The organism is Hydrogenophaga sp. (assembly GCF_019264445.1).
In the GTDB taxonomy this organism is placed as follows: Bacteria; Pseudomonadota; Gammaproteobacteria; order Burkholderiales; family Burkholderiaceae_C; genus Hydrogenophaga.
The window spans coordinates 39,050-61,769 of sequence record NZ_JAHVAB010000075.1 but is presented as its reverse complement, the minus strand read 5'-3'; the positions used below and the strand labels follow the sequence as shown (position 1 = coordinate 61,769).

23 protein-coding genes are annotated in these 22,720 nt (G+C 65.4%); 9 read left to right on the top strand and 14 right to left on the bottom strand.

What is annotated here, in order from left to right; all coding sequences use genetic code 11:
• From KXJ60_RS16445 to KXJ60_RS16415, 7 genes are all read right to left on the bottom strand, one after another.
• On the bottom strand, positions 1 to 871 hold an 871-nt coding region (locus tag KXJ60_RS16445), incomplete at its 3' end, for a carbohydrate kinase family protein (protein ID WP_291130424.1).
• 15 nt (positions 872 to 886) lie between these two features.
• Positions 887 to 1,993 (bottom strand): DUF3426 domain-containing protein, encoded by a 1,107-nt coding sequence (locus KXJ60_RS16440; RefSeq protein WP_291130422.1) that lies wholly within the window; start codon positions 1,991 to 1,993, stop codon positions 887 to 889.
• A 30-nt stretch (positions 1,994 to 2,023) separates the two neighbouring features.
• Complete coding sequence (gene prmA, locus KXJ60_RS16435; RefSeq protein ID WP_291130440.1) at positions 2,024 to 2,851, bottom strand: 50S ribosomal protein L11 methyltransferase; 828 nt, start codon at positions 2,849 to 2,851, stop codon at positions 2,024 to 2,026.
• Positions 2,852 to 2,942: 91 nt separating this feature from the next.
• The gene (gene accC, locus KXJ60_RS16430; RefSeq protein ID WP_291130414.1) at positions 2,943 to 4,292 is read right to left on the bottom strand and encodes an acetyl-CoA carboxylase biotin carboxylase subunit; all 1,350 of its coding nucleotides are present in this window, start codon (positions 4,290 to 4,292) and stop codon (positions 2,943 to 2,945) included.
• Positions 4,293 to 4,308: 16 nt separating this feature from the next.
• Entirely contained in the window at positions 4,309 to 4,773 is a 465-nt protein-coding gene (gene accB, locus KXJ60_RS16425; protein ID WP_291130411.1) for an acetyl-CoA carboxylase biotin carboxyl carrier protein, read from the bottom strand.
• Positions 4,774 to 5,003: 230 nt separating this feature from the next.
• Positions 5,004 to 5,531, bottom strand: coding sequence for a TlpA disulfide reductase family protein (locus tag KXJ60_RS16420; protein ID WP_291130409.1), 528 nt, complete (start codon positions 5,529 to 5,531; stop codon positions 5,004 to 5,006).
• Positions 5,528 to 6,136, bottom strand: a complete 609-nt coding sequence (locus KXJ60_RS16415) for a hypothetical protein (RefSeq protein WP_291130406.1) — start codon at positions 6,134 to 6,136, stop codon at positions 5,528 to 5,530. Before KXJ60_RS16415 ends, KXJ60_RS16420 begins: the two co-directional genes overlap by 4 nt.
• Before the next feature lie 89 nt (positions 6,137 to 6,225).
• On the opposite strand from KXJ60_RS16415, the gene mpl reads away from it, so the two are divergent.
• Positions 6,226 to 7,611 carry a UDP-N-acetylmuramate:L-alanyl-gamma-D-glutamyl-meso-diaminopimelate ligase gene (mpl, locus tag KXJ60_RS16410; protein WP_291130403.1) on the top strand — a complete coding sequence of 462 codons (1,386 nt, stop codon included), beginning with the start codon at positions 6,226 to 6,228 and terminating at the stop codon, positions 7,609 to 7,611.
• A 22-nt stretch (positions 7,612 to 7,633) separates the two neighbouring features.
• Here mpl and KXJ60_RS16405 read toward each other — a convergent pair whose 3' ends face one another.
• The 4 genes from KXJ60_RS16405 to rodA all read right to left on the bottom strand — a co-directional run bounded on the left by KXJ60_RS16405 (position 7,634) and on the right by rodA (position 12,056).
• Positions 7,634 to 7,954, bottom strand: coding sequence for a hypothetical protein (locus KXJ60_RS16405; RefSeq protein WP_291130400.1), 321 nt, complete (start codon positions 7,952 to 7,954; stop codon positions 7,634 to 7,636).
• A gap of 78 nt (positions 7,955 to 8,032) precedes the next feature.
• On the bottom strand, positions 8,033 to 9,166 hold the full coding sequence (locus tag KXJ60_RS16400; protein WP_291130392.1) for a 3-deoxy-7-phosphoheptulonate synthase: 1,134 nt from the start codon (positions 9,164 to 9,166) through the stop codon (positions 8,033 to 8,035).
• A 212-nt stretch (positions 9,167 to 9,378) separates the two neighbouring features.
• A complete protein-coding gene (gene tldD, locus KXJ60_RS16395) occupies positions 9,379 to 10,839 on the bottom strand; it encodes a metalloprotease TldD (RefSeq protein WP_291130386.1) in 1,461 nt (486 codons plus the stop codon).
• 59 nt (positions 10,840 to 10,898) lie between these two features.
• A complete protein-coding gene (gene rodA / locus KXJ60_RS16390) occupies positions 10,899 to 12,056 on the bottom strand; it encodes a rod shape-determining protein RodA (protein ID WP_291130384.1) in 1,158 nt (385 codons plus the stop codon).
• Between the two features lie 22 nt (positions 12,057 to 12,078).
• On the opposite strand from rodA, the gene KXJ60_RS16385 reads away from it, so the two are divergent.
• From KXJ60_RS16385 to KXJ60_RS16350, 8 genes are read left to right on the top strand one after another with little or no spacing between them, the layout of a single operon-like run.
• Complete coding sequence (locus tag KXJ60_RS16385) at positions 12,079 to 12,690, top strand: YqiA/YcfP family alpha/beta fold hydrolase (RefSeq protein WP_291130382.1); 612 nt, start codon at positions 12,079 to 12,081, stop codon at positions 12,688 to 12,690.
• A 35-nt stretch (positions 12,691 to 12,725) separates the two neighbouring features.
• Positions 12,726 to 14,801 (top strand): ribonuclease catalytic domain-containing protein, encoded by a 2,076-nt coding sequence (locus KXJ60_RS16380; protein WP_291130380.1) that lies wholly within the window; start codon positions 12,726 to 12,728, stop codon positions 14,799 to 14,801.
• A 34-nt stretch (positions 14,802 to 14,835) separates the two neighbouring features.
• Positions 14,836 to 15,705: a TonB family protein gene (locus KXJ60_RS16375; RefSeq protein WP_291130377.1), complete on the top strand. Its 870-nt coding sequence runs from the start codon at positions 14,836 to 14,838 to the stop codon at positions 15,703 to 15,705.
• A gap of 11 nt (positions 15,706 to 15,716) precedes the next feature.
• The gene (gene mtgA, locus KXJ60_RS16370; RefSeq protein WP_291130374.1) at positions 15,717 to 16,463 is read left to right on the top strand and encodes a monofunctional biosynthetic peptidoglycan transglycosylase; all 747 of its coding nucleotides are present in this window, start codon (positions 15,717 to 15,719) and stop codon (positions 16,461 to 16,463) included.
• Positions 16,464 to 16,473: 10 nt separating this feature from the next.
• On the top strand, positions 16,474 to 17,091 hold the full coding sequence (locus KXJ60_RS16365; protein WP_291130371.1) for a lysophospholipid acyltransferase family protein: 618 nt from the start codon (positions 16,474 to 16,476) through the stop codon (positions 17,089 to 17,091).
• Positions 17,092 to 17,094: 3 nt separating this feature from the next.
• Positions 17,095 to 18,087, top strand: coding sequence for a phosphatidate cytidylyltransferase (locus tag KXJ60_RS16360; protein WP_291130370.1), 993 nt, complete (start codon positions 17,095 to 17,097; stop codon positions 18,085 to 18,087).
• A 10-nt stretch (positions 18,088 to 18,097) separates the two neighbouring features.
• Positions 18,098 to 18,646 carry a crossover junction endodeoxyribonuclease RuvC gene (ruvC, locus tag KXJ60_RS16355; protein ID WP_291130367.1) on the top strand — a complete coding sequence of 183 codons (549 nt, stop codon included), beginning with the start codon at positions 18,098 to 18,100 and terminating at the stop codon, positions 18,644 to 18,646.
• A 1-nt stretch (position 18,647) separates the two neighbouring features.
• Positions 18,648 to 20,210 (top strand): cache domain-containing protein, encoded by a 1,563-nt coding sequence (locus KXJ60_RS16350; RefSeq protein ID WP_291130365.1) that lies wholly within the window; start codon positions 18,648 to 18,650, stop codon positions 20,208 to 20,210.
• Positions 20,211 to 20,214: 4 nt separating this feature from the next.
• Here KXJ60_RS16350 and KXJ60_RS16345 read toward each other — a convergent pair whose 3' ends face one another.
• From KXJ60_RS16345 to ftsZ, 3 genes are all read right to left on the bottom strand, one after another.
• Entirely contained in the window at positions 20,215 to 20,391 is a 177-nt protein-coding gene (locus tag KXJ60_RS16345) for a hypothetical protein (RefSeq protein WP_291130364.1), read from the bottom strand.
• 12 nt (positions 20,392 to 20,403) lie between these two features.
• Positions 20,404 to 21,327 carry a UDP-3-O-acyl-N-acetylglucosamine deacetylase gene (gene lpxC, locus KXJ60_RS16340; RefSeq protein ID WP_291130362.1) on the bottom strand — a complete coding sequence of 308 codons (924 nt, stop codon included), beginning with the start codon at positions 21,325 to 21,327 and terminating at the stop codon, positions 20,404 to 20,406.
• 131 nt (positions 21,328 to 21,458) lie between these two features.
• Positions 21,459 to 22,667: a cell division protein FtsZ gene (gene ftsZ / locus KXJ60_RS16335; RefSeq protein ID WP_291130359.1), complete on the bottom strand. Its 1,209-nt coding sequence runs from the start codon at positions 22,665 to 22,667 to the stop codon at positions 21,459 to 21,461.
• Between the last annotated feature and the right edge of the window lie 53 nt (positions 22,668 to 22,720).

Genomic DNA, 22,720 nt, shown 5'->3' with positions numbered 1-22,720 from the left:
TCTGGCCACCACGGCTGGCAATCTTGAGCGCGCCCATGCGATTGCCCAGCTCGGCACACCGCTGCAGCGACCAACCCTGCTCCAGACCATGCAGCAAGGCCGCGCGAAATGCGTCGCCACAACCTGTCGGGTCGACCACCTCTGTGGCAGCCACGCCTGCCACATGCACCTTCGGTGCCGCACCGTCCCACACATCGCAACCGTGCGCGCCGAGCGTGACGATCAGTCCGCGCACCTGTGCGGCAATGGCATCCAGTGAGAGGCCTGTGCGGTCGCACAGCATCTGTGCCTCGTAGTCGTTGAGCGTCACCCAGCTGGCCAGTTCAATGAACTGACGAAGCTCCTCGCCATTGAACATGGGCAAGCCCTGCCCAGGGTCGAACACGAATGGCACACCCGCCGCGTGCAACTGACGCGCATGGGTGAGCATCGCATCGCGCCCGTCGGGCGAAATGATCGCGACGGCAATATCGCTGCGGCTGGGCACCGGGTTGTCGTGTGCCATCGACATCGCACCGGGATGGAAGGCCGTGATCTGGTTGTTGTCGCGGTCCGTCATGATCATGGCCTGCGCCGTGTAGCTGTCCGCCGCAAAAGACAGGTGCTGCGTGTCCACACCCAGCGTGCGCAAGCGGTCCACGTACTCGGCACCATCGTTGCCCAGCGTCGCCAAAGGCACGGCCTGGGCTCCCAACTGCCTCAAACCGTAGGCAATGTTGCCAGCACAGCCCCCGTATTCGCGGCGCAGGCCTGGAACCAGGAAGGAGACATTGAGGATGTGCAACTGGCTGGGAAGAATCTGCTCAGCAAAGCGACCTTCGAAAGTCATGATGGTGTCGAAGGCCAGCGAACCACAAACGAGAATGGGCATGAGATGTTTCCGTCATCAGGGGTAAAAAACCAGGGCGCGATAACCTGCCATGGGCGTGTCGTCACCCAGGGCGAGTGACAGTCGAAAGCTCACCGAAACCGACGCTTGTGCAGGCAACAGCGCGGGTGCATCCGGCCACTCCTGGGGCAGAAAGACACGCCTCGATATCACGCCCTCACCGACATCGGTCAGGGTCAGCTCCAGTGCTGGAACAGCCAGTGCGATGGGCGCCGTGTTCTTGAGCACAAGATCGAACGCATAAAAGTTGCCGAGTCTGCGCACGAGCGAGGTGCTGTCGATGACGATGGCATCAATGCGACGCACAGGCGCGACCTTGCACCCCAGCGGCTCGCAGGCCCGCTGAAGGAGCGGCTGCCAAGTGGGTTGCCAAGCGGCCAGGCGATCACGGTCATGAACGACCCACTGTGCGGCGAGCAGCAGCACCAGCACCACGGCGAGCACCGACAACACCACACGCATGCCCATCGATTGCCAGAAAGCCTGACGACGGGCCTGCCTCACAAATCCGGGCACGGGCTCGTCTGCGCCAAGCTCACTGAGCAGATCGTCATGGACCAGCATATCGTGCGGCGCTGGCGCATCGGGCATGGCTTGCGCATCCACCAACGCCGCATCGGTCACGGCGGAGGCCACACCCTCCGCTTTCAAGCGACCCAGCCCCGCCGCAAAGCGCTCGAGCTCGGCATGGAAATCCGATTCTTCGACGTCCGGTGTCCTTGCCTCCGTTGGCTCGTGCACCGGCACGTCCAAGCGTTCAACCACGGGTTCTTGCAGATCGCTCCCGGCGGACTCCATGGCGTCGTCGGTCACCGCCTGGTCGTATGCCTCCACGGGGAAGGCTTCTGACAGCGGCATCTCGGCGTCGGGCCCGGGCTCCGTTGCGGCTTCCTGCGAAGGCAAGGGTTCGGGCTCAGGCGCTGCCTGCACGAAATCTTCAGGGGTGGTCGACTCTCCCGGCGGAATCCAGGGTTGCAGATACAGCGTGGCATCGAACACGTCGGCGCAATGGCCACAACGCACCCAGCCCTCGGAGATCTTCAGCTGGTCGGCGACGACCCTGAACATCGTTCCGCACGAGGGGCAACGGGTGGTGAAACTCATGCGCCGATTATCGTGGGCGCTGCGAGGGCTTCAGCGCTTGAGCGCCGTCATGAGGATCCAGCCATCCTCTTCGTCGCTGACCTGCAACGTCACCCACGGCGCATAGGCTTGCGTGAGCTCATCGGCCTGGCGCGCAAGGATCCCGGCCAGCACCAGGTGCCCGCCCGGGCGCACATGGGCGCACAACAACGGCGCCAGCACCTTCAGTGGCGTGGCCAGAATGTTGGCCAGCACCAGGTCGTGTTCGCCACGCGCCAGATCGGGAAGGCCGGTGGTCAGCGCAGCGTGGTTGGCCTCGGCGTTGAGGCGGGAAGACTCCACCGCGGCGGGATCGATGTCCACCGCAACGATCTCCTGTGCACCGAACTTGGCCGCACCAATGGCCAGAATGCCTGAACCACAACCGTAGTCGAGCACGCGTGGCCCCACCGGCCCATGCTGGGCGATCCAGCGCAGACACATGCGCGTGGTCGGATGGGTGCCCGTGCCAAACGCCAGGCCTGGGTCCAGGCGGATCACCTGTTGAGCAGCCGCTGGCGGTTCGTGCCACGTGGGCACGATCCAGAAGCTGGGCGTGATCTCGACAGGGTCGAACTGCGACTGCGTCAAACGCACCCAGTCCTGCTCAAGCACCGCCCGCACGCCTTGAACCACACAGCCTTCGAAGAAGTCTTGCGCTTGCAGCAAACGCGCAGCGTCGCGGGCGGCTGCATCGGTCGGAAACAGGGCGACCACACGGGAGCGCTGCCAGCCCTCTTTGGGTGCCGGCATGCCTGGCTCGCCAAACAAGGCGACCTCGGCATCGGTCATGGCGTCTGCGTCTTCGACCGACACGCTGAGTGCGTCCAGCGCCACCATGGCGTCGCTGACGTCGTCCACGGCCGATTCGGGCACCAGCAGCACCAATTCAAAAAGTGACCCAGCCGGTGGCTGGGTCAACTGGGAGGCCTCATCGCTCACGTTGGGACAACCACTCTTCGAGGTAGTGGATGTTGGTGCCACCGGATACAAAGCTGGCGTCCACCATCAACTCGCGGTGCAGCGGGATATTGGTCTTGATGCCCTCGATTACGGTCTCGGCCAGCGCCGTGCGCATGCGGGCCAGCGCCTGCTCACGCGTGTCGCCGTGCACGATGATCTTGCCGATCATGGAGTCGTAGTTGGGCGGAACGAAGTAGTTGGTGTAGACGTGCGAATCCACGCGCACACCAGGACCACCGGGCGCGTGCCACGTCGTGATGCGTCCAGGCGACGGGGTGAACTTGTACGCGTCTTCCGCGTTGATGCGGCACTCGATGGCATGCCCACGCAACTGGATCTGTCGCTGCGTGAATGGCAGCTTCTCGCCCGCGGCCACGGCAATCTGCGTGCGCACGATGTCGACACCCGAAATCCACTCGGTAACCGGGTGCTCCACCTGCACGCGGGTGTTCATTTCAATGAAATAGAACTCACCGTTTTCAAAGAGGAACTCGAAGGTGCCTGCACCGCGGTAGCCGATCTTCTTGCAGGCTGCCGCGCAACGCTCTCCAATCTTCTCGATCAGGCGACGCGGGATGCCCGGCGCCGGCGCTTCTTCAATCACCTTCTGGTGACGGCGCTGCATGGAGCAGTCGCGTTCGCCCAGGTACACCGCATTGCGGTGCTGGTCGGCCAAGATCTGGATCTCGATATGCCGCGGGTTCTGGAGAAACTTCTCCATGTACACCTCGGGGTTGCCGAAGGCAGCACCCGCTTCTGCCTTGGTGGTCTGCACCGCGTGCAGAAGCGCCGCCTCGGTGTGCACCACGCGCATGCCACGACCGCCGCCGCCGCCAGCGGCTTTGATGATCACCGGATACCCCACCGCCTTGGCGGTGCGCTTGATGACCACGGGGTCGTCGGGCAGCGCACCTTCGGAGCCAGGCACACAAGGCACGCCCGCACGGATCATGGCCTGCTTGGCCGACACCTTGTCGCCCATCGTGCGAATGGATTCCGGTGTGGGGCCGATGAAGGTGAAACCGCTCTTCTCCACGCGCTCGGCAAAGTCGGCGTTTTCCGACAGGAAGCCGTAGCCGGGGTGAATGGCTTCGGCATCGGTCACCTCGGCCGCCGAAATGATGGCGGGCATGCTGAGGTAGCTGTGGGTGCTCGACGCCGGGCCGATGCAGACCGCCTCGTCGGCCAGTCGAACGTACTTGGCGTCGCGATCGGCCTCGGAATAGACCATCACGGCCTTGATGCCCATTTCCCGGCAGGCGCGCTGAATGCGCAGCGCAATCTCCCCGCGGTTGGCAATCAGGATTTTCTTGAACATGGGCTCGGGGCCTTCTTTATTCGATCACGTACAAAGGCTGCCCGTATTCCACCGCCTGGCCGTTCTCCACCAGGATCTGGGTGACAGTGCCGGATTTGTCGGCCTCGATCTCGTTGAGGATCTTCATGGCCTCGACGATGCAGATCGTCTCGCCTTCCTTGATGGCATCACCGATCTCGACGAAGGGTTTGGCACCCGGACTGGAAGCGCGGTAGAACGTGCCCACCATGGGAGATTTCACGCTGTGCCCTTGCGGAGCCGCAGCCGCGGCGGCCGCCGGTGCGGCGGGCGTCACCTCCACCGCCGGCACCACGGGCGGCGCCACCGGAGTGGGGGCCATGCTGTACGTCACAGGCGCTGCAGCCACCACGGGCGCGCTTTTGACAATGCGCACCTTGCCCTCGGCCTCGGTAATTTCCAGCTCGGACACATTCGACTCGGACACCAGGTCGATCAGCGTCTTCAGTTTTCTCAAATCCATGATTTCTCCAACGAAATTCGGTCAAGTTGGTTTAAATGCACCTAACTTCAGCGAAATAACCAGTGCGTCAACTTGCCGGGGTGCCGCAGTGTACACGAAGGGCTCGACACCTCAACGTTGTGGGATTGGGGGACCCGCCGGCCAGCGGAGAAGCCGGCAACCGGGTCATTTCTGCGAAAGCCGGGAATTTACCCCTTTTTCACATCACATTCGAGCGGATTGACGAAAGGTCAGGCCAACTCGGCCCACTGCGCCAGATCGGCATCCGACACCTTGCCCATCTTGCGGTGCAACAGGGCGCCGTCGGCCCCGAACACCACGGTGAATGGAAGCGCGCCCGAGGGGTTGCCCAGGCTGCGACTGAGCTCCGTGCCTGCAAATCCCGCCATGCCCACCGGGAAGTTCAAGGGCAACTTGAGGAGGAATGAGCGCACCGCGCTGGGCTGGTCAACCGCGAGACCCAGCACCTTCCATCCTTTGGTCGCATGCACTTGATGGAAGCGGTTGAGCATCGGCAGCTCCTCCACGCAGGGAGGGCACCATGTGGCCCAGAAGTTCACCAGCAAGGGTTGGCCCCGGAAATCGGCCATGCGCACGCGCTCCCCGTGGGGCCCTTCAAACTCGCCCGTCCAGAAAGCCAGCTCCGCCTCGCTCATCACGGGCTGGAGCTGGAAGCGGCGTGTGGCCACCAGCGCGCCACCGCCACCGGCGGCCACTGCCACGCCCGCCATCACAAGGGTCCGGCGCTGCAGTTTCATGCGGCCACCTCCCCGGCGATCAGGCGGCGCAGGCTGGCGGCATCTCCGCGGGGTTTGCGCCCCTGTGCGTCTGGCTTGAGCGCTCCGCGCAAGTCGTCGTGCCCATGCACCATCAGATGCACCAGCACCCATTGGCCCAACGCTTCGCAGCGGGTGCGCAAGGTCAGCGCCTCCACCGGCTCGCCGCGCCAGCCGTTCACGGTGCCAGGGTGGTAGTCCACGCGGTGGTCGAGCAAAGCCCATTCCGGCGCCTTGGGATCGTCACAAAACAACTGGAGATAGATGTCGCTGTGGCGCGTGGCCAGGCCATGCCAGACCGAACCGCCCACATGAGGGCGGAAGTCCTTGAGTCGGTCCATCCAGATCAGGGCGAGTTCGCGCAAGGCCTGGAGTTCGGCCGCCTGGGTGTCGGGGCAAAACACGGCAATGTCTTCGCGCACAGCGGCCTCCAGAACGGCGTTGTCCGGCAGGGGCGTGCGCGGCGGCAGGCCGAGCTGCTTGACCGCGCGGCGTTTGGCGGCCGCGTACTCCAGGCCTTCCTCGACCACCAGGCGTGCAGCCACGGCGGCGATCTCATGGGTGATGTCGTCTCGGCTGGCGTCCATGATGCGAATTGTGCCCGCTTGCACCTGTCTCGACCGCACAGGCCAGCCATACCCCCGAGCCCCATGGGTTGCCCACCTAGAATTCGCGCATGCACATTCATATTCTGGGTATCTGTGGCACTTTCATGGGTGGCCTCGCCGCCCTGGCCCGCGAAGCGGGTCACCGCGTGACCGGCTGCGACGCCGGGGTCTACCCCCCCATGAGTGACCAGCTGCGGGCCTTGGGGATCGAGCTCATCGAGGGCTTCGCTGCAGACCAGCTGGCGCTCAAACCCGACATGTTCGTGGTGGGCAACGTGGTGAGCCGCGCCCGTCAGGCGGACGGCACGCCCAAATTTCCCCTCATGGAAGCCATCATGGACAGCGGCGCGGCGTACACCAGCGGCCCGCAATGGTTGGCAGAACACGTGCTGCAGGGTCGCCACGTACTGGCCGTGGCCGGCACCCATGGGAAGACGACCACCACAGGCATGCTGACCTGGATTCTGGAAGCCTGCGGCCTGCAACCCGGATTTCTGATTGGCGGTGTGCCCCTCAACTTTGGTGTCTCCGCTCGCCTCGGCCAGGGCAGCACGTTCACCATTGAAGCCGACGAATACGACACGGCGTTCTTTGACAAGCGCAGCAAGTTTGTTCACTACCGCCCGCGCACGGCGATCCTGAACAACCTGGAGTTCGACCACGCCGACATCTTTGACGACCTTGCCGCGATCGAGCGGCAGTTTCACCACCTGATTCGTACCGTACCCGGCACGGGCCGCGTGGTGGTGAATGGGCTGGAGGACAGCCTGGAGCGTGTGTTGCACAAGGGCCTCTGGAGCGAGTTGCGCAGTTTCGGGGCTGCGGTGAGCGACTTCACCGCACGTGGTGAACCCCACGCCTTCGACGTCTTGCACCAGGGTCGGGCTGTTGGGAGAGTGGAGTGGGCGCTCACAGGCGTTCACAACCAGCTCAACGCGCTGGCAGCGATCGCGGCCGCCGAGCATGTCGGTGTGGCGCCTGCCGATGCGTCGCGCGCGCTGGCCACCTTTCAAAATGTGCGCCGGCGTATGGAAGTGCGGGGCACGGTGCCGCGCGCGGGCGGCGCCATCACCGTCTATGACGATTTCGCTCACCACCCGACGGCGATCCGCACCACGCTGGATGGGCTGCAGCGCAAACTCGGTTCTCCGCGGGGGCGCATCCTGGCGGTCTTCGAGCCCCGCAGCAACACCATGAAACTGGGCACGATGAAGGCTCAGTTGCCCTGGAGCCTGGAAGCGGCCGACCTCGCGTTCTGTCACGCCGGCGGACTCGACTGGGATGCCGCAGAAGCGCTCGCCCCGATGGGCTCAAGGGCCAGCGTGGGTCGCGACATTGACGAGCTGGTGTCGATGGTGAGCGCCGCCGCGCAACCCGGCGATCACATCGTATGCATGAGCAACGGCGGCTTTGGCGGCATTCACGACCGCCTGCTCAAGGCCCTCGCGGTCTGAGCAGCTCGGCGTACCGCAGCGCCTAATAGGTGAGTGACTGACGGGGCACGTCAATGGAGACGACCGGCTTGGCCAGTGCCGCGCTCGCCGCACGCGCAAAGGCTGCGGCCCAGGTGCTGTGCAGCGCGTCTCGAAAACGCGCTTCGCCCGCGGCCTCTGCCACGCACAGCACCTTGTCTGCGGTGAGCACTTTGCCCGTGGGCCGAATCGGCTCACAGCCCAGGGTGGTGAATTGTTCGTCCAGCCACGCCCGGGCCAGGTCGTGGGGCATCGGCTGGACTTCTTCCAGATCAAATCGGTAGCTGGCAGGCTCACCCCAGCTCACGGTCACTTGGCTGCGCATGGCGTTCTCCTGGTGAATCGATGCATTGTGGACCAGCGCACCCGCGCGATCCACCCCGGAGAAGCCCGCGACCACGCCTCATCCGCGAACGCTTCGCGCCTTCTGCACCGCGCCCGACAACACCTCCAGCGCCTGCAGGGAATCGCTCCAGCCCAGGCAGGCATCGGTGATGCTCTGACCGTACTTGAGCGCGCCAACCTCGTCCTTTCCGGGGGTGAACTTCTGCGCGCCGGCCTCGATGTGGCTCTCGATCATCACGCCGAACACGCTGCGCGAGCCTCCGGAAATCTGGCCCGCGATATCGCGTGCCACATCCAGCTGCTTTTCATGCTGTTTGCTGCTGTTGGCATGGCTGCAGTCGACCATGAGGCGCGGCGGCAACTTGGCGGCTTCCAGCTCCTTCACGGACGCGGCCACGCTGGCGGCGTCGTAATTGGGTGCCTTGCCACCGCGCAGGATGACGTGGCAGTCCTTGTTGCCATTCGTCTGCACGATCGCGACCTGGCCGTTCTTGTGCACCGACAGGAAGTGGTGCCCGCGCGATGCGGCCTGGATCGCGTCGGTGGCGATCTTGATGTTGCCGTCCGTGCCGTTCTTGAAACCAATCGGCGCCGACAGGCCCGATGCCAGTTCGCGATGCACCTGGCTTTCGGTGGTGCGCGCGCCGATGGCGCCCCATGCGATCAGGTCACCGATGTACTGGGGCGAAATCACATCCAGGAACTCGCTGCCCGCTGGCAGGCCCAGGCGGTTGATCTCGATCAGCAGTTGGCGAGCGATGCGCAAGCCCTCGTCGATGCGGTAGCTTTCATCGAGATAGGGGTCGTTGATCAAGCCCTTCCACCCCACCGTGGTGCGCGGCTTTTCGAAGTACACGCGCATCACGATCTCCAGCGTGTCGGCGTACTTTTCGCGCAGCGGCTTGAGTCGACGCGCGTAATCCAGCGCGGCAGCCGGGTCGTGGATCGAGCACGGACCAATGACCACCAGCAAACGATCGTCGTGTCCGTGAAGGATGTTGTGAATGCGCTGTCGGGTCTGGCTGATCAGCGCCTCCACCGGCGTGCCGCCAATGGGAAAGAAGCGGATCAGATGCTCGGGAGGGGGCAACACGGTGATGTCCTTGATGCGTTCGTCGTCGGTCTGGCTGGTTTTGTCGACAGGACGGGCATGCCAGGCGTCGCTGCTGGCGGGGGCGTTCTGGGCGGTCATCACAAAGCTCCTGGGTGGGGTTGGGTGGGTAACTTGAGGGGCGAAAAAAAACCGCCGGGCTTGTGGCTCCGGCGGTTTGATCGAGATTCGGTGATGCGCTTACAGCCTCGCCTCTCGTCCGCCGGGGACTGAGAACCAAAAGTAAAAAGCAAAAAAGGTGAAGCGCGAAGACATGGGCGAGAAATGTAGCACAGGCAAACGGGGCCGCGGTGTCAGGCTGTTCCGCCCACGGTCAGGCCATCGATCCGCAACGTGGGTTGACCCACGCCCACTGGCACGCTCTGGCCTTCCTTGCCGCAGGTGCCCACACCGCTGTCGAGTCGCATGTCGTTGCCGATCATCGACACGCGGGTGAGGGCATCCGGCCCGTTGCCCACCAGCGTGGCGCCCTTCACCGGGTACTGGATCTGTCCGTTTTCCACCCAGTAGGCCTGGCTCGCGGAGAACACGAACTTGCCACTGGTGATGTCGACCTGACCACCGCCGAAGTTGGTCGCGTACAGGCCCTTTTTGATGCTGGCGACGATTTCCTCGGGCGCCTTGTCGCCGCCCAGCATGTAGGTGTTGGTCATGCGCGGCATGGGCACGTGTGCGTAGCTTTCCCGCCGGCCATTGCCGGTGGGCTTCACACCCATCAAGCGCGCGTTCATGGCGTCCTGGATGTAGCCACGCAGGATGCCATCCTCGATCAGCACGTTCTTCTGCGAAGTGTGGCCTTCGTCGTCCACGTTGAGCGACCCACGCCGGTCGGCGATGGTGCCGTCATCGAGGACCGTAACGCCCTTGGCCGCCACCCGTTGGCCGATGCGCCCGGCAAACGCGCTGGAGCCTTTGCGGTTGAAGTCGCCTTCCAGGCCGTGGCCCACGGCTTCATGCAGCAGGATGCCCGGCCAGCCCGAACCCAGCACCACCACCATTTCACCAGCAGGCGCTGGACGGGCATCGAGGTTGGTGAGTGCATAGCCCACGGCCTCGTCCACATACGACTGCACCATCGCGTCGTCGAAATACGCCAGGCCGAAACGACCACCGCCACCGGAAGACCCGGCTTCACGCCGGCCAGACTGCTCGGCGATCACCGTGACCGAGAGGCGGATCAAAGGGCGCACGTCGGCGGCCAGCGTGCCGTCGGCCCGCGCGACCAGGACCACGTCGTACTCGCTGGCCAGGCCGGCCATGACCTGCTTGACGCGCGGATCTTTGGCCTTGGCCATGCGCTCGACCTTTTCCAGTAGCGCCACCTTGGCCGTGCTGTCCAGCGTGGCAATGGGGTCCAGGCCAGGGTAGAGAGAGCGCGACTTGGACACCTTCACCGCCGGCACGCGCACCTTGCGGCCCTGCCCTTGCGCAGAGATCGAGCGCACGGTGTGGGCGGCGTCGATGAGCGAATCCCAGGACAAGTCGTCGGAGTAGGCAAACGCCGTCTTCTCACCACTGACCGCGCGCACGCCCACGCCCTGATCAATGCTGAAGCTGCCCGTCTTGACGATGCCTTCTTCCAGACTCCAGCCCTCGCTTCGCGTGGTCTGGAAATACAGGTCGGCGTCGTCTACGCCATGCGACATGATCTCGCCGAGCGCGCGCTGCAGGTGCGCGGGGCTCAGACCGAAGGGCTCAAGCAACAGGCTTTGGGCGGTGGCAAGACGGGCCAGGGTGGGTTCGCGTGAAATCATCGGGCCATTGTAAGAACCCCTGCGCTGCGCGCTGGCGTCAGGGTCTTGCCCGTCGCCGGCTACGACTGCATGAGCCGCTTGGACTTGGCGATCGACATCAGGATGCCCAGCCCCACGCCCAGTGTGACCATGGCGGTGCCCCCATAGCTCACGAACGGCAGCGGCACCCCCACCACGGGCAGGATGCCGCTGACCATGCCCATGTTGACGAAGGCATACACGAAGACATTGAGCGTGACCGCGCCCGCCAGCAGGCGCGAGAACTGGGTAGGCGCCTCCACGGCGATCATCAGGCCGCGAACGATCAGGAAGATGAAGCCGCTCATCAGGCAGAGCACACCGACCAGACCGAACTCCTCCGAAAAGGCCGCGTAGATGAAGTCGGTCGTGCGCTCCGGGATGAATTCCAGGTGGGTCTGGGTGCCCTGCATGAAGCCTTTGCCCCAGACCCCCCCCGAGCCGATGGCGATCATGCCCTGGATGATGTGAAAGCCCTTGCCCAGCGGGTCCTTGGAGGGATCCAGCAGCGTGCACACGCGCTGGCGCTGGTATTCGTGCAGGATCTGCCAGTCCACACCGGGCGCGCACCATTGGGATTCCATGGCGATCAGCGTCACGACCCCCACCACGCCGAGCAGCAACGGCGGCAAGATGAGCTTCCAGCTCAAGCCGGCAAAGAAGATCACGAACAGCCCGGAAGACAGCACCAGCAGCGAGGTGCCCAGGTCGGGCTGCTTGAGAATCAGCGCCACCGGCATCATTAGCAGACCGCCGGCGACCACGAAGTCCAGCGGCTTGAGCTGTCCCTCGCGCCGGTGAAACCACCAGGCCAGCATGAGCGGCATGGCGATCTTCATGATTTCGCTGGGCTGGATCACGGTGACGCCGATGTCCAGCCAGCGCTGCGAGCCCTTTCGCATGATGCCGAAAAGCTCAACGCCCAGCAGCAGCAAGACGCCCGCCGCGTACAGCGGCAAGGCCAGCGCCATCAAGCGTTGCGGCGGCACCTGAGACACCAGAAACAGCAGCCCCAGCGCCAGAAGCATGTTGCGGCTGTGGGCAGAAAAGCGGGTGCCGTGGTCGAAACCCACCGAATACATCGTGACCAGCCCGGCGCCCGCCATGAGCAGGATGGCAAACAGCAGCCAGCCATCGAAGCCCTGAAAGATCGGGGCGATGCGCTGCAGGATGGTGGGCTTGTCGAAGGCGGCGGACATAGCCGGCGATTATCCTTCGCCCATGGCCGTTCCCACCACCACCCACCTCCTCTACCTGCATGGTTTTCGCTCATCTCCGCAATCGATGAAGGCGCAGAAGGTCGCGTCGCGCGTGCGCACTGCGCACCCCGATGTGGTGTGGTGGTGTCCGCAGCTGCCCCCCTCCCCACAAGGCGCCCTGGAGATGGTGATGCGCGGCATTGAAATGTGGCCTCGGCACACCATGGCGGTCGCAGGGTCATCGCTCGGCGGGTTTTATGCGCGCTGGCTGGCGCTGCAGACCGGCTGCCGCGCGGTGCTTCTCAACCCGGCGGTGTTCCCGGCGCGCGATCTCGCCCGGCACATCGGCGAACAGACGGCCTGGCACGACCCGCAGGAACGCTTCTTCTTCGAACCCGGTTTCGTGGCCGAGCTGCAGGCGCAACAGGACGACATCGAGCGCTGCTCGTCTCTTCGGCCGACCACGCCCGAGCGCCAGTTCGCCATCGTGGCCCGGGGCGACGAGGTGCTGGACTGGCGCGAGATGCAGGCCTTCTGCGCTGGCGGCACCATCCGGCTGCTGGAAGGCAGCGACCACGCAATCAGCGACTTTGACGACCACATCGACGCGGTTTTTGCCTTCCTCGGCCTGTAGCCGACACCCTCTGCCCCCATGGGACAATCGCGCCCATGCACATCCTGTTTGATGAAGCCGGCAAGCTGTTGACCGGCCGCCTCCTGTCGGAGGCCGAAAGTTCCCTGCAAGTCGAGCTCGAATCGGGCAAGCGGGTCAAGGTCAAGTCCGCCAATGCCCTCCTCCGTTTTGAAAAACCCGCCCCCAGCCAGCTGATGGCTGCCGCCACCGAGCTCTGCGGCTCGATGGAGCTGGAGCTGGCGTATGAATTCGCACCCGAGGACGAGTTCGGGTTTGCAGACCTCGCGCGCGAGTATTTCAGCGACCACGCCAGCACCACCGAACAGGTGGCCGCACTCATGTGCCTGCAGGGCGCGCCGCACTATTTCCGCCGCGCAGGCAAGGGCCGCTACAAAAAGGCGCCGGCAGACATCCTCGCGCAGGCACTGGCAGCCATCGAGAAGAAAAAGCAGGTCCAGGCGCAGATCGAGGCTTGGGCCGCCGAGCTGGGCAGCGGCGTGTGCCCCGAGCCCGTGCGGCAGCAGCTCTACAAAATCCTCTTCAAGCCGGACAAGAACGCGCCGGAATACAAGGCGGTGGTCGAGGCCGCGCGCCACACCCACACCGCGCCACTCACCCTGCTGCAGAACGCCGGCGCGATCCGCAGCGCGTACCAGTTCCATTGGCAACGCTTCCTGTTCGATCAGTTCCCCAAGGGCACCGGCTTCCCGGCGCTGCAGGCGCCCGTCATCGCCGACGAGCTGCCGCTGGCGCCTGTGCAGGCGTTTTCCATCGATGACTCGCAGACCACCGAGATCGACGACGCGCTCTCGCTGCAGGGGCTGGGCAGCGGCACGGTCACGCTGGGCATTCACATCGCCGCACCGGGCCTGGCCATCGCACCCGACAGCGCCATCGACCAGGTGGCGCGCACCCGCCTGTCCACCGTGTACATGCCAGGCCACAAGATCACGATGTTGCCCGACGAAGTGGTGCAGGCCTACACGCTGATGGCCGGGCGCGACTGTCCGGCCGTGTCGCTGTACGTGACGTTCGAGGAAGCCACGTTGGCGGTGACCAGCAGCCGCACGGCGCTGGAACGCGTGCCCATTGCGATCAACCTGCGGCACGACCAGCTCGACGCCGTGATCACGCAGGCCTGGCTCGGAGGCCAGGCGTCTGAGTCCGAAGTCGCGCCCGACATTGCGGCTTTGCAGCCCTCGCTGGCCTTCCTGTTCCGCCTCGCGCTCCACCTGAAGGCGCAGCGCGAGGTGGTGCGCGGCAAACCTGAAAACTTCAACCGCCCGGACTACACCTTCCGCCTGGAAGGCGTGAGCGGCGAGGAGCCGCAAGGCGACGAACGCGTGCTGATCGGCACGCGTCAGCGGGGTGCACCGCTGGACCTGATGGTAGCCGAGGCGATGATCCTGGCCAACAGCACCTGGGGCAACTGGCTGGCCGAATGCGGCGTGCCGGGCATCTACCGCAGCCAGGCCAGCCTGCAGCCGGGTGTGAAGGTGCGCATGGGCACCAAGGCGCAGCCCCACGCGGGCATCGGCGTCAAAAGCTACGCCTGGAGCACGTCGCCCCTGCGCCGTTACGTGGACATGGTCAACCAGTGGCAGATCATTGCCTGCGCGCGCCACGGCAAGACAGCGGCGCTGGCCGCGCCTTTCAAGCCCAAGGACGCCAACCTGTTCTCGGTCATCAGCGCGTTCGATGCCGCCTACACCGCCTACAACGGTTTCCAGAACGGCATGGAGCGCTACTGGACACTGCAACACGTGAAGCAGCAGGGCATCACGGAGCTCACGGCCACGCTGATCAAGGACAACCTGGTGCGCGCAGACACCCTGCCGCTGGTGCTGCCGGTGCTGGGCTCGGACGGCCTGCCGCGTGGCGCGCACGTGCGCGTGAAGCTCGGCGAGATCGACGACATCACCCTGGACATCCACGGCACCGTGACCGAGCGGCTGGACCTGCCGGTGGACGATGTCGGCGAAGCATCGGGCGACGAGGGCGAGGACGACGAAGCGCTGGCCGCGCCGCTGGCCCTGGCCATCGACGTGAACGAAGCCGATGGCGAGTCTGCCGCCCAGCCCCCACAAACGCCCGACCCGGCAGGGGATTGAGGCACTGGCGACACCCAGCACGGATAATGCCCGCGTGAAGTCGTCTGCCCTGTCCTTTTTCAAGAAGCTGAGCACGCTGCAACTGGCACTGGGTGTGTCGGTGGCGGTTCACGCGGCGCTGCTCACTGTGCGCTTTGTGGACCCGGAGCGCTTCAACCGTGTGTTCCAGGACACCCCCCTGGAAGTCATCCTGGTCAACTCGCGCAGCACCGAGCGGCCCGAGAAGGCCACGGCGATTGCACAGGCCTCGCTGGCTGGCGGTGGCGACAAGGAACGGGGCCGCGCCACGTCTCCCCTGCCCCCTTCTGCCGTGGCGCGCATCGGCGACGCGAACGAAGACAACGACCGCATGATCGAAGCGCTGCGCGAGCAGCAAAACCGCCTGCTCGCGCAAGTGCGGCGAGAGCTCGCCAAGATGCCCCCGCCCGATCCCGAGTCGGTCAACCCCAGCGCCGAATCGGCCGACCGCGAACAGAAGCGCCGCGCCCTGGTGAAGATCCTGGCCGAGATCGAGAAGCGCATCAACGAGGAAAACGCGCGGCCCAAGAAACGCTACATCAGCCCCGCCACCCGCGAAGCGGTGTACGCCATTTACTACGACGAGCTGCGCCGCAAGATCGAAGACCGGGGCACCTCCAACTTCCCCGAGGCCGGTGGACGCAAGCTGTATGGCGAGCTCACCATGACCATCACCGTGAACCACAACGGCACCGTGCTCGACACCGAGGTCGTGCAACCCTCGGGCGTCGCCCAGCTCGACCGGCGGGCCCAGGCCATCGTGCGCAGCCTGTCGTTCGGCAGCTTCAATGACGCCATGCGGCGCCAGGCCGACCAGATCGTGGTCGTCTCGCGCTTTCGCTTCACCCGCGACGAGACGCTGCAGACCCAGCTCTCCGGGCAATAGATCGCCACCGCATGAGAGGCTTGGGTCGCTGGTTGTTGTGGTTGTTCCTGGCGGGCGTGGCGCTGCAACTGTTTTTCGTGGCGCGCATCGCGCTGATGGTCGCGGTCGATCCCGCGAGCACCGCCTTCATGCGCTCCGAGGCATGGCGCGTCGCCGGTGGCAGCCTGCAGGGCGACAAGGCCTGGCGCTGGTCCCACCAGTGGGTGGACGACGCGCAGATCAGCCCCTACCTCAAGCGCGCCGTGATCGCATCGGAGGACGCGGGGTTTGTGGACCACCGTGGCGTGGACTGGAGCGCGATCGAAGGCGCCTGGCAAAAGAACGAGCGGCGCCAGCAGCAAGCCGAGAAACGCGCGGCGCGCCAGCCAGCACAGCCTGCGCGCGAGCCCCGCATCGTCGGCGGCTCCACCATCACCCAGCAACTCGCCAAGAACCTGCTGCTCTCGGGCGAACGCCAGCTGTTTCGCAAAGGCCAGGAGCTGCTGCTCACGCTCGCGCTGGAGGCCCTGCTCGACAAGCGCCGCATCCTGGAGATCTACCTCAACAGCGTGGAATGGGGCGAAGGCGTGTTCGGTGCTGAAGCGGCGTCGCAGCGTTACTTCAACAAGCCCGCCAGCAAGCTCAGCCCGAGCGAGGCCGCCCGGCTGGCCGTGATGCTCCCCTCGCCCAAGTTCTTCGAGACCCGGCAGGGGTCTGCCTACCTCGCCCGGCGCACGGGCACCATCGTCGCGCGCATGGGCGCTGTGGCCCTGCCATGAGGCTCAAGCGATGAACTGGCGCGCGCAACTCATGAGCTTCTTTCTGCTCGGCCTCGTGCGCCTGCTCACCGGCGCACAGGCACGCTGGTACGGCTGCCCACCCAAGGCCGAGCAGCGCATTTACTTCGCCAACCACCAGAGCCATGCCGATCTGGTGCTGATCTGGGCCGCGCTGCCGCAGGAGCTGCGCAGCATCACACGCCCGATTGCGGCCAAAGACTACTGGACGGCCTCGAACTTCAAGCGCTGGATCACCACCGAGGTGTTCAACGCCGTGTACGTCGAACGCGAACGCAAGGGCGACGAAGACCCGCTGGCGCCGCTGGCCGAAGCGCTCCACAGCGGCGACTCGCTGATCCTGTTCCCCGAAGGCACGCGCGGCCACGAGGAAGACCCGCAGCCCTTCAAGTCGGGTCTGTACAACCTGGCGCAACGCTTCCCCGACGTGGTGCTCGTGCCCGCCTGGATCCACAACGTGCAGCGCGTGATTCCCAAAGGCGAGGTGGTGCCCGTGCCCGTGCTCTGCTCGGTGACCTTTGGCGAACCTGTCGCGCTCGGCACCGACGAACCCCGAGCCGATTTTCTGAAACGTGCGCGCGAGGCCGTGATGGCCCTGCGGGAAGTCTGATCCATGGGCTCCTTTCTGCGCAGCCTCACCGCGGACCAACAGGTCAGCCTGGTGTTCGTGCTGCTGTTCGGTTTGCTGCTGATTGCCAGCGGCGTGGGCGTTTTGCTCTCCGTGCGCGAGCGCCGCGCCAGCGACGACGACCTCACCGGCGAACGCGCTTTGCGGTTGCAAGACAACCAGGCGCTCCTGCGCAGCTCCTGGATGATGATGGTGGTGTTCTGGATCGGCTGGGTGATGGGCGAAGGCTTTGCCATCGTGCTGTTTGGCGCGGTGTCCTTCTTCATCCTGCGCGAGTTCATCAGCCTCTCTCCGACGCGCCGGGGCGATCACCGCAGCCTCGTGCTCGCGTTCTTTGCCGTGCTGCCCCTGCAGTACGCGCTGGTCTGGACGGAGCGCTTCAACCTCTTCACCGTGTTCATTCCGGTGTACGTGTTCCTCGCCATCCCCGTGGTGAGCGCACTGGGCAACGACCCGCAGCGTTTTCTGGAGCGCAACGCCAAACTGCAGTGGGGCATCATGGTCTGCGTCTATGGCATGAGCCATGTGCCCGCGCTATTGCTGCTCAACTTCCCCGGCTTCGCGGGCAAGACCGCGTTTCTCGTGTTCTTTCTCGTGCTGGTGGTGCAGACCTGCATGCTGGTGCAGCACCTCGCTGCGCGAGGACTGCGCCGCCCGGTGGCCCCCGCCATCAGCGTGAGCTTTCACTGGCGCAGCTGGGCGCTGGGCCTGGCCGCGGGCGGTTTCCTGGGCGTCCTGCTCTCGGGCTTCACGCCCTTCAAACCCTTGCCCGCGCTGGCCATGGCGCTCGTGGCCTGCGTGGCGGGCAGCCTGGGCCATCTGGTCATGAAAGCCATCAAGCGCGACCGCGGCGTGACCCACTGGGGCCTGGCGGGTCGCTCCGTCACGGGGGCCAGCGGGCTGCTCGACCGCGTCGACGCCCTGTGCTTTGCCGCACCCGTGTTCTTCCACTCGGTGCGCTGGACATTCAACCTCTGAGGCCCACGCCATGCGCATTCTTGGCATCGACCCCGGCCTGCAGTGCACCGGCTTTGGCGTCATCGACACCGAAGGCTCGCGGCTCCACTACGTGGCCAGCGGCACCATCCAGACCAGCCCCAAAGACGGCGCCCTGCTGCCCGGGCGCCTGAAGGTGCTGTTTGACGGCATCACCGAAGTGGTGGCGCGCTACAAACCCGAGGTATCGGTCTGCGAGATCGTGTTCGTCAACGTCAACCCGCAGGCCACGCTGTTGCTGGGCCAGGCGCGCGGCGCCTGCCTCACCGCCTTGGTGGCCAACCAGCTCGACGTGGCGGAATACACCGCGCTGCAGTTGAAGAAAGCCGTCGCCGGCAGCGGGCGCGCAGGCAAGCCGCAGATGCAGGAAATGGTCAAGCGGCTGCTGCAGTTGCCTGGCCTGCCGGGCAAGGATGCCGCCGATGCGCTGGGTCTTGCCATCACGCATGCGCAGGTCAGCCGCACACTCGCGGCCATCAACAAGGTCTCGCCCCAGCAGGCGCGCACGCACGCGGCCTACAAGGACGGCCGGGTGTACTGACATGAACCTGGATCGCTGGCGCCGCTTCAGCCTGGGCGCGTGGCTGGCAGTCGCATTCACCGCGCTCTCGCTGCTGCTCACGCTCAGCCTCACGCTCTTCAGCGACCGCACCGCCAGCCACCAGGTGCGCGAAGGCATCGGTGCCAACCTGACCGAGCTGGCCCAGCAAACCGCCAGCCATCTCGACCGCGACATGTTCGAGCGCTACCGCGAGGTGCGCCTGATCGCCCAGCAACTCAACGGCAACATCGACGCGGTCGCTGCCCGGCGCGCCATCGAGGCGCTGCAAAAGAGCTACCCGTATTACGCGTGGATCGGCGTGACCGACACGGCGGGCGTGGTGCGCGTGGCCACCCGCAGCATGCTCGAAGGCGTGGACGTGTCGCAACGCCCGTGGTTTGAAAACGCGCAGGCCGACCGCCCCATGGGCGATGTGCACGAAGCCATGCTGCTGGCCCCATTGCTGGGCGCACCGGGCAATGAACCCCTTCGGTTCGTCGATATCGCCTTTCCCCTCACCGACGCCCAGGGGCAGTTTGCCGGCGTGCTGGGGGTGCACCTGTCGTGGAACTGGGCCAGTGAAGTGCGCGACGCCATCTTTGCACCGGTGGGCCGGCATCGCGCAGTCGATCTGCTGATCGTTTCAACCGCTGGCACGGTGCTGCTGGGACCACGCGACTTGCAGGGCACCGTGTTGCAGGTGCCCAGCCTGGATGCTGCGGGTCGCGGCACATCGGGCCATTCCAGAGAAACCTGGCCCGATGGCAAGAGCTATCTGGTGGGCTACAGCCGCGACGCCGGCTTCGAGGCTTACCCCGGCCTGGGTTGGCGCGTTCTGGTGCGCCAGCCGCTGGACGAGGCCTACGCGCCGGTGAACCAGCTGCACCGGCACATGCTGCTGGGTGGCGTGGGCGCGGCGCTGCTGTTCTCGCTGCTCGGCTGGGCGGTGGCCCGCCTGATCACCCGCCCCCTGCTCGACCTGACCGACGTGGCGCGCGGCATCGCGGCCGGCTACGCCGTGAAGGCGCCCGCCAGCGCCGCCTACCGCGAAGTCGCCTTGCTGGGCAGCGCATTCAACGCGCTGGTGAAAGGCCTGCAGGACAACGAGAACGAACTGCGCCACATCAATGCCGCCCTGGAACGCCGCGTGAGCGAGCGCACCGCCGAACTGCGCGAAGCCATGGACGACGTGCGCGCCAGCACAGAGCGCGTGCACGCGGTGATCGACCACGCACAGGAGGCCTTCATCGGCATGGACTTTGAAGGTGTCATCACCGACTGGAACGATCAGGCCGAGAAGCTGTTCGGGTGGAAGCGCGCCGACGTGCTGGGCGAGTCGCTGGCCGACACCATCCTGCCCGAGCGCTACCAGACCGCGTTCGTGCAGGCACTGGCGCACTTCCTCACCACCGGCGAGGCGCCCTTCACCGGGCAGCTGATGGAGCGCACGGTGGTCCACCAGCGTGGCGAGGAAATGCAGGTGGAGATGACGATCGGCCTGATCAACACCGCCCACCTGAAACTGTTCAATGCGTTCGTTCGCCCGGCATCGCGGCGGACATGATCCGCTAGAGCAGCCGCTCGAGCACCAGCACACCAAAGAAGCCGAGCGCGGCGATCACCGTCCATTTGAGGATGACGATGCCCCAGGTGCGAAAGCGCGGCTGCCCGGTGCCGATGTAGAACGCAAAGCACACGCCCGCTGCGATGAGCAGCAGCATGACCGTCCAGCGAAACAGCAGCATGGCGGCGAACGCTTACCAGGCAGGCGCGAGTTGCGCGAAGCCGCGCGGCGCGTCGCGGTCTTGCTCAAAGCTCACGACCTCATAGGCGTCGGAGCGCTCCAGCAGCGCGCGAAGCAGCTGGTTGTTCATCGCGTGGCCACTGCGAAACGCGCTGTACGCGGCGAGCAAGGGCTTGCCCACGATGTACAGGTCACCCATGGCGTCCAGGATCTTGTGCTTGACGAATTCGTCCTGGTAGCGCAGCCCGTCGGCATTGAGCACCTTGACGTCGTCCATCACGATGGCGTTATCCAGCCCACCGCCCATGGCCAGCCCGTTGGAGCGCATCATTTCCACGTCGCGCGTGAAACCGAAGGTGCGCGCACGGGCAATTTCGCGTGCGTACTGGCCGCTGCCGAAATCGAATTCCACGCGCTGACCGGTGGAATTCACCGCAGGGTGGTTGAACTCGATTTCAAACGCCAGCTTGTACCCATGAAACGGCTCGAGCCGTGCCCATTTGAGCGAGCGGCCTTCGCCCTCGCGCACTTCCACCGGCTTGGTCACGCGGATGAAGCGCTTGGGCGCGGTCTGGGTCACGATGCCCGCGCTCTGCAGCAGGTAAACGAACGACGCAGAGGAGCCGTCCAGGATCGGCACTTCCTCTGCGGTGATGTCCACGTACAGGTTGTCCAGCCCGAGGCCGGCGGCTGCGCTCATCAGGTGCTCGATCGTGTGCACCTTCACGCCACCGTTGGAAATGGTGGAAGCCAGGCGCGTGTCGGTCACGGCCTGGGCGTTCACGGGAATTTCGACCGGCGCGGGCAGGTCGACGCGCCGGAAAACGATGCCGGTATCGGGTGCGGCCGGACGCAGCGTCAGCTCGACACGCTGACCGCTGTGCAGACCGACACCCACCGCCTTCGTCAGCGACTTGAGGGTGCGTTGGGCAAGCATGCCGCGATTGTAGGTTTCCGGTTTGCGAAACATGTTGAGCATTCGCGATGACCGCAATAGCCAAAAGGATGGGCGCCCTGCTGCCCCGCCGCCCCCCGGAAGGGAGGCGGCGCGGTCGCGCAGGGGAGGCCTCAGTCCGCCTGCTTGCGCAGGAAGGCCGGGATCTCGAAGTCGTCCATGCCACCGGAGGCCAGCGCGTCCACCTTGGCCGCGGCCTGGGTGCGGTTGGTGCGCCACACGCTGGGCACGGCCATGGAGTTGTAGTCCGGCTGGGCGGCGCCCGGGCCGCCCACGGCGGTGTTGACGGTCGGCACGTTGAACGGCACGTTGTCGGTGCCGGTGCGCAGCACCTGCAGCGGAGGCGCCGTGCGGCGGGCACCCTGGCGCGACAGGCCCGTGGCCACCACGGTCACGCGCATTTCGTCGCCCAGGTTGTCGTCGTAGGCCGCGCCGTAGATCACGTGCGCTTCCGGCGAAGCGTAGGCGCGGATGGTGTTCATCGCCAGCTTCGACTCGGACAGCTTGAGCGAGCCCTTGGCCGCGGTGACCAGCACCAGCACGCCCTTGGCGCCCGAGAGGTCGATGCCTTCGAGCAGCGGGCAGGCCACCGCCTGCTCGGCGGCGATGCGCGCGCGGTCGGGGCCCGAGGCCACGGCGGTGCCCATCATGGCCTTGCCGGGCTCGCCCATCACCGTGCGCACGTCTTCAAAGTCGACGTTCACGTTGCCGTATTCGTTGATGATTTCGGCAATGCCGCCCACTGCGTTCTTGAGCACGTCGTTGGCGTGTGCGAACGCTTCGTCCTGGGTGACTTCGTCACCCAGCACTTCCAGCAGCTTTTCGTTGAGCACCACGATCAGCGAGTCCACATTGGCCTCGAGTTCGGACAGGCCGCTGTCGGCGTTGGTCATGCGGCGGCCACCTTCCCAGTCGAATGGCTTGGTGACCACGCCCACGGTGAGGATGCCCATCTCCTTGGCCACGCGCGCAATGACGGGTGCAGCACCGGTACCGGTGCCGCCGCCCATGCCGGCGGTAATGAAGAGCATGTGCGCGCCTGCGATGGCTTCGCGGATGTCGTCCACCGCCACCTCAGCGGCTTCGCGGCCCTTCTCGGGCTTGCTGCCAGCGCCCAGGCCGCTGGTGCCCAGCTGGATGGTCTTGTGGGCCGCGCTGCGCGAGAGCGACTGCGCATCGGTGTTGGCGCAGATGAACTCCACGCCCTGCACGCTGCGCGAGATCATGTGTTCGACCGCGTTGCCGCCGCCACCGCCCACGCCAATGACCTTGATCTGGGTGCCTTGGTTGAATTCTTCGACTTCGATCATTTCGATGCTCATGTGGTGCTCCTTGTGTGGCTCCTGGAAGAGCCCTGTCAATTCAATGAAAAAAC